The sequence below is a fragment of the Prochlorococcus sp. MIT 1303 genome (assembly GCF_001631965.1).
Classification (GTDB): domain Bacteria; phylum Cyanobacteriota; class Cyanobacteriia; order PCC-6307; family Cyanobiaceae; genus Prochlorococcus; species Prochlorococcus marinus_D.
Genome location: NZ_LVHK01000004.1, coordinates 1 through 5,789 on the forward strand (window position 1 = coordinate 1; position 5,789 = coordinate 5,789).

Sequence of the window (5,789 nt, forward strand, 5' to 3'; positions counted from 1 at the left end):
AGAGGCAGTTAGGCAAGAACCAAGAAGCGGTCGAGCTATTCCAAAAGGCCATACAAGCAGATCCAAAACTTGTTCAGGCATATATCGGAGCAGCAGCAAGCTGCCTGGAACTGAGGAATCTCGATCATGCCGAATCATTCGCAAACCAAGTCCTAGCAATCAACGAAAACACACCAGGAGCAAACGAAATACTCGGCATTATCCTTCAGAATAAAAGCAAGCTCGACCAAGCCATTAAGTGCTATCAGAAGGAATTAGAAGTTAATTCAAAAGCAAGCAACTCGCTTCTCAATCTAGGGCGTTTGCTCCTACAGAAAGGGCAGGAAGCAGCAGCCATTGAATCACTCGAAAAAGCATCAGCTCTTGCACCCAGCGAACAATGCTCACTTCTTTTAGCGCAGGCATATCAAAATCTCAGGCAATGCGATGAAGCAATTGTTGAATACAAAAAATTGAATATCAATAGACCAAAGAACAAGCTCATTCCATTCAATCTTGGACTCTGCTTGCTTGAAACTGGTGAAAACAACGCAGCCATAGAGGCATTCCAGATAGCCATTCAACTAGACGGCTCATTTCTTGCTGCATGGGGAAACCTAGGCAATGCTCTTAAAAGAGAAGGTCACCTAAAGGAAGCAATACAAGCGACACAGAAAGTTCTTGATTTAGGCCCTAATAACCCCACTGCCCACATCAACCTGGGCGGCATCTACAAAGATCTCGGCAACCTTGATCAAGCTCTTGCTTCCACCCTCAAAGCTCTAGAGCTCAAGCCTGATCACCCCACTGCCCACATGAACCTGGGCGGCATCTACAAAGATCTCGGCAACCTTGATCAAGCTCTTGCTTCCACCCTCCAATCTCTAGAGCTCAACCCTAACAACCCCACTGCCCACATGAACCTGGGCGGTATCTACAAAGATCTCGGCAACCTTGATCAAGCTCTTGCTTCCACCCTCCAATCTCTAGAGCTCAACCCTAACAACCCCACTGCCCACATGAACCTGGGCGGCATCTACAAAGATCTCGGCAACCTTGATCAAGCTCTTGCCTCCACCCTCAAATCTCTAGAGCTCAACCCTGATAACCCCACTGCCCACATGAACCTGGGCGGTATCTACAAAGAACTCGGGCAGCTTGATCAAGCTCTTGCTTCCACCCTCAAATCTCTAGAGCTCAACCCTAACAACCCCACTGCCCACATGAACCTGGGCGGTATCTACAAAGATCTCGGCAACCTTGATCAAGCTCTTGCTTCCACTCTCAAATCTCTAGAGCTCAAACCCAATAACCCCACTGCCCACATGAACCTGGGCGGCATCTATTATGCACTTGGCAAAATTAACAAAGCATTAGATACAACACTGAAATCATTAGAACTCAACCCTAATAATTATGATGCCTTTTTGCAGAAGGGTTTCCTTTTATTCGACCTAAACAGATGTAGCGAAGCTTTACATAGCTTCGAGCAGGCCATTGAGCTAGGCAAAAGTCTTCAAAGGGAAGATAAAGGAGTGATGATACAAAAAGGACGTTGCTTGTTGAGAATGGGCAAAAGCATAGAAGAAGGCTACAGGCTTATCAGAGAATATGAAGGTTTTATCAGACTAAGTTACCATAAGGATTGCCCAGAGTTTAATTGAAGCATGCCTAAAATTATAAAAAGATTTGAGATCAAAAAAGTAAATGCTAAGCCCCTCTTCATAGGGGCATGGACTACTGAGCCAATATCAATTTGTGATGAGATAATATCTTTTTTCGATGAAAATACAGCGAAGCAGACAAAAGGCTTAACTGGAGACTATCTCGACAAAAGCGTTAGCACAAAGAGAGAGCTTTCAATATCCTCTGAGAAGATTGCCTTTTCAAGCCACGAGATGTTCAAAGCTTATTCCAACTTCTTGCATTGCTGCTATAAAGACTACCTTGACCAATGGCCCTTTCTCCAAGCATTGGAACAAACTGCAGAAGCGAATACATTTAATATCAAAAGATACAATGAAGGGGAATGTTTTGAAAGCATGGATGCCGAAAGAGATCTCAAAAACTTGCATCGATTTTTTACATTTGTTACTTTTTTAAATGACGTAGAGCGAGGAGGCTCTATCCACTTTAATCATTACGATTTGGATATTCAGCCCCAAAAAGGCCTAACCCTAATATGGCCTGCGGGTTACACTCACGCGCACAGTGGGAATATCGTTGGGAGAGGCATTGAATATATGATCACCGGCTGGGTTGACTTAGTCGCGAATCATAAGAAGTCAAAATAGCTCTCCTCTCCAGACAGATCACATCACTTACTACATCGACGAGAACCGGCCATTAAACCAAAAGGAACTTAATCGCGAAGGCAAATAAAATACTTTTCATAATATATAAATGCATAGGGCACCATGTTGCTACATAATCACAATAAAAAAATATTTTTTCAAGATTGACTTTCGCATCGTCTATTGTGAGCTTCATTTGCACCCGGACGAAATCATGAAAAGGTCTGAGATTCAAGAACCAAAAGCAAGCCCCAATTTTATAGGAGCTTGGACTACTCAGCCTATTTCGATTTGCGATGAAATAACATGCTTTTTCGAGAAAAATGTAGGGAGACAAGTAATAGGAAGGACCACGAGTGGTCTTAATCAAGGTTTCAAGAGCACGACAGATATTTCAATCCCACCTAGTGATATTTGCTTGCCGGGTTATACGGCATTTCAGGATTATTTTGAGATATTGCATTGCTGCTACAAGGACTACCTTGACCAATGGCCCTTTCTCCAAAGATTTGCAAACACTTTAGACGTGGGAATATTTAGTATTGTGAGATACCAACAAGGACAACACTTTAATGGTATGCACTGTGAAAGAGTATCATCCAGCTTGCACCGAGTTTTTGCATTTATGACTTATCTAAATGATGTGGACAGTGGAGGCTCTACTTATTTCAGTCATTACGATTTAGAAATACAGCCCCAAAAAGGTCTAACCATCATATGGCCTGCCGACTGGACTCATGCTCACAGAGGAAATACTGTACAGGGAGGCACCAAATACATTATCACTGGCTGGCTTGATGTAACCTGAAATCATAATCATGAGAAAATAGACTGCAGGTAATTTCGACAAACCCTAGCAATCTAATAGATGACAAGCCAATCACTTAAAAGCACGCTAATCCGATTGAATTATTCCCTAATACGAACAAAAAATTTGCGAATCCAAAGCATCAGGCCGAAGAGAGTCCTAACAACCGCCTAACAAGGCCATTTGAAGACGATTAATTGTACTCAACGAAGAACAATAAAACTAATGTAGTCAAAAGGAATAAAAGCAACAAATTTCGAAGCCATACGCTGCAATATGAATTGGGTCCACACACTAAGCCCGTGAGATGGATAGCCTTTACATAGTGCTGGACTGGGGATCATGCCGGGCAAGCACATCACGCATAAGAAGCCATGACAGGTATGACGACCATCCAAGACTCTCAACCGCTGGTCGCCATCAGGAAAGCCTAAAGGCTTGCATAAATGCTCTACAGGGGAATCCTGAGGAAGCATTTGCCTATAAATATGCCTGGAAATCATTACTCGCTCTAGGGCAATTAGAGAAAGCTCAACAATGCCTTACCAAGGCCCATAAACTTGAGGGAAGCGACCCGGAAATTGCCAAAGATATCGGCAATATCTTTTTAAATCTTGGCAATAAAGATAATGCGCTTCATTGGTACTAAAAAGCATTAGAACTCAACCCTGCCTACGCTCCTGCTATCAATAACATCGCCAACCTAAAGAGGCAGTCAGGCAACAACCAAGAAGCGATCGATCTGTTCAAGCGCGCTATAAAAGAAGATCCAAATCTGGTCCAGGCGTATACCCGAGTTGCCGCAAACTCCCTGGCAATCAATGATCTAGGTCAAGCCAAGTCATTCGCGGAACAAGCTCTACAGATCAACGAGACCACTGCAGGAGTAAATGAAATCCTTGGCATTATATTTCAAAATAAAAATAATCCCACCAAAGCAATTGAATATTATCAACGAGAGGTCGAAATTTATCCACTAGCAGGCAACTCATTACTCAACCAAGGGCTATTACTTCTCCAGCAAGTCCAACCAAAAGCAGCACTAGAATCACTCGCGAAAGCATCAGCTATTGCGCCAAGCGAACGATGCTCACTACTTTTAGCCCAGACGCATCAGAGGCTCGGTCAATTCAAAGAAGCAATAACAGAATACAAAAAGTTAAATATTTATCAATCAAATAACAAACATATTCCATTCAATCTTGGACTCTCCTTACTACGAATCGGCGAAAATAACGATGCCATAAGAGCATTCCAGGTAGCCGTTCAGATAGATGAGACATTTGTTGACGCATGGGGAAATAAAGGGTCGGCTCATAAACGAGAAGGTCATAATAAAGAAGCATTAGCAGAACAAACAAAGTTATAGAGCTAGACCCCGACAACCCAGATGCACTCATCAACCTGGGCAGCATCTACGAAGAGCTCGGCAACCTCGATCAAGCTCTTTATTTTTTCAGAGCAGCAGAAAAAAGCGACAAAATGAAAGCCAAAACTTCAATACTTTTAGCCCAAACTTGTTACCAGATGGGGCTATATAACGAAGGAGTACAAGCCTTAAGCGAAACCCAGACCAAAGCAGGGAAAAGCCTTCTTCTTGCCCTTTACCTGTGCCTCAACAAAAAGATCGAATTCAATTTATGTGCAAAAGAATTAATAGCTAATCATTGGTACACCCAAATAAGCATCGCAGCAATAGACCATGCCAATATTGTATACAATCAAGCCCTAGACAATGGGCTTAACGGAAATACCTTCGACTCTATAGTTAACCAAAGAATCAATAAGCATGAATTCTCAGATGCACTGCTCCAGGCAGTACTGATCCACCTTTCAGATGGGACATTTCAATCAAAATGCCAACAGCTTCTAGTCAACGGGTCGCAAACATCTGGAAATGTGCTTGACACGCCAAGAAAGCCATTCATAGAATTAAAAAAACTCTTAATAAAAAAAATTGACGCCTACAATCGATCATGCAGCATAAATACTGACAAAGATTTTAAGGTTAACTGGGGCAAAAATATGTACATCTTGCCAGGATGGGCGATCGTAATGGAAGCAGGCGGAAACCTTAAATCTCACAACCATGAACTTGGATGGCTTAGCGGCACCTTTTATTTGCAAATGCCAGAAAGAGAAGCAACTTCAGAAGAAGGAGCAATTGAATTCAGCCATCAAGGCCCAAAATACCCTCAAGGAAATTCGGCATTCGATAGAAGAGTAATCCGACCAGAAGTCCGAGACTTAAATATCTTCTCCTCCTCTCTTTTTCACAGGACCGTGCCATTTCAATCCAAAACACAAAGAATCTGTATAGCGTTTGACGTCCAGAAAAATGAAAAGCTTTGGATTGACTATAATTAGCATCCGGTAGCGCAATCAAGAACTATTGATGCGGCACCAACATGTTGCTTCAAAAGAATGCGATATCTAACAAAATAATGTCTGGCGAGCCAATTGAATTTCCCCTACTGACTCTTTTTAGCGCGCACGGCGCCCTAGGTATTCCCCTGCAGGAAGGAGCCAAAGTATCCCTCCTCCTAGTTTGGTGTAGTGCAATGCCCAACACGACCTGATACAGCAATTCAGGCATGCATGGAGATCCCGCAGCGATGCAAACGCGCGGCAATGTCAACCACTTGCTGAGCTTCAACAGTTCAGAACTAGCTGAACTTTTCAAAAAGGAGTTCCTTTTGATGTGGGGC

The 5,789-nt window shown here is 42.8% G+C and carries 6 protein-coding genes; all 6 read left to right on the top strand.

The annotated features are described in order from the left end of the window. A partial coding sequence (locus PMIT1303_RS00145) for a tetratricopeptide repeat protein (protein WP_156486845.1) occupies positions 1-1,643 on the top strand: 1,643 nt, incomplete at its 5' end. A gap of 3 nt (positions 1,644-1,646) precedes the next feature. After that, complete coding sequence (locus tag PMIT1303_RS00150; protein ID WP_063397036.1) at positions 1,647-2,273, top strand: 2OG-Fe(II) oxygenase; 627 nt, start codon at positions 1,647-1,649, stop codon at positions 2,271-2,273. Between the two features lie 214 nt (positions 2,274-2,487). After that, a complete protein-coding gene (locus PMIT1303_RS00155) occupies positions 2,488-3,081 on the top strand; it encodes a 2OG-Fe(II) oxygenase (protein ID WP_063397039.1) in 594 nt (197 codons plus the stop codon). A 307-nt stretch (positions 3,082-3,388) separates the two neighbouring features. Beyond that, positions 3,389-3,730 carry a hypothetical protein gene (locus PMIT1303_RS00160; RefSeq protein WP_063397037.1) on the top strand — a complete coding sequence of 114 codons (342 nt, stop codon included), beginning with the start codon at positions 3,389-3,391 and terminating at the stop codon, positions 3,728-3,730. A 36-nt stretch (positions 3,731-3,766) separates the two neighbouring features. Then, complete coding sequence (locus PMIT1303_RS14300) at positions 3,767-4,450, top strand: tetratricopeptide repeat protein (protein WP_369818688.1); 684 nt, start codon at positions 3,767-3,769, stop codon at positions 4,448-4,450. Further along, the gene (locus PMIT1303_RS00165; RefSeq protein ID WP_255359737.1) at positions 4,447-5,448 is read left to right on the top strand and encodes a putative 2OG-Fe(II) oxygenase; all 1,002 of its coding nucleotides are present in this window, start codon (positions 4,447-4,449) and stop codon (positions 5,446-5,448) included. The genes PMIT1303_RS14300 and PMIT1303_RS00165 overlap by 4 nt, the downstream gene beginning before the upstream one ends. Positions 5,449-5,789 lie beyond the last annotated feature (341 nt).

Excerpts from the sequence above, each read along its gene's own strand:
- PMIT1303_RS00150 (WP_063397036.1), top strand. The coding sequence starts at position 1,647 with ATGCCTAAAATTATAAAAAGATTTGAGATCAAAAAAGTAAATGCTAAG.
- PMIT1303_RS00160 (WP_063397037.1), top strand. The coding sequence starts at position 3,389 with ATGGATAGCCTTTACATAGTGCTGGACTGGGGATCATGCCGGGCAAGC.
- PMIT1303_RS00155 (WP_063397039.1), top strand. The coding sequence starts at position 2,488 with ATGAAAAGGTCTGAGATTCAAGAACCAAAAGCAAGCCCCAATTTTATA.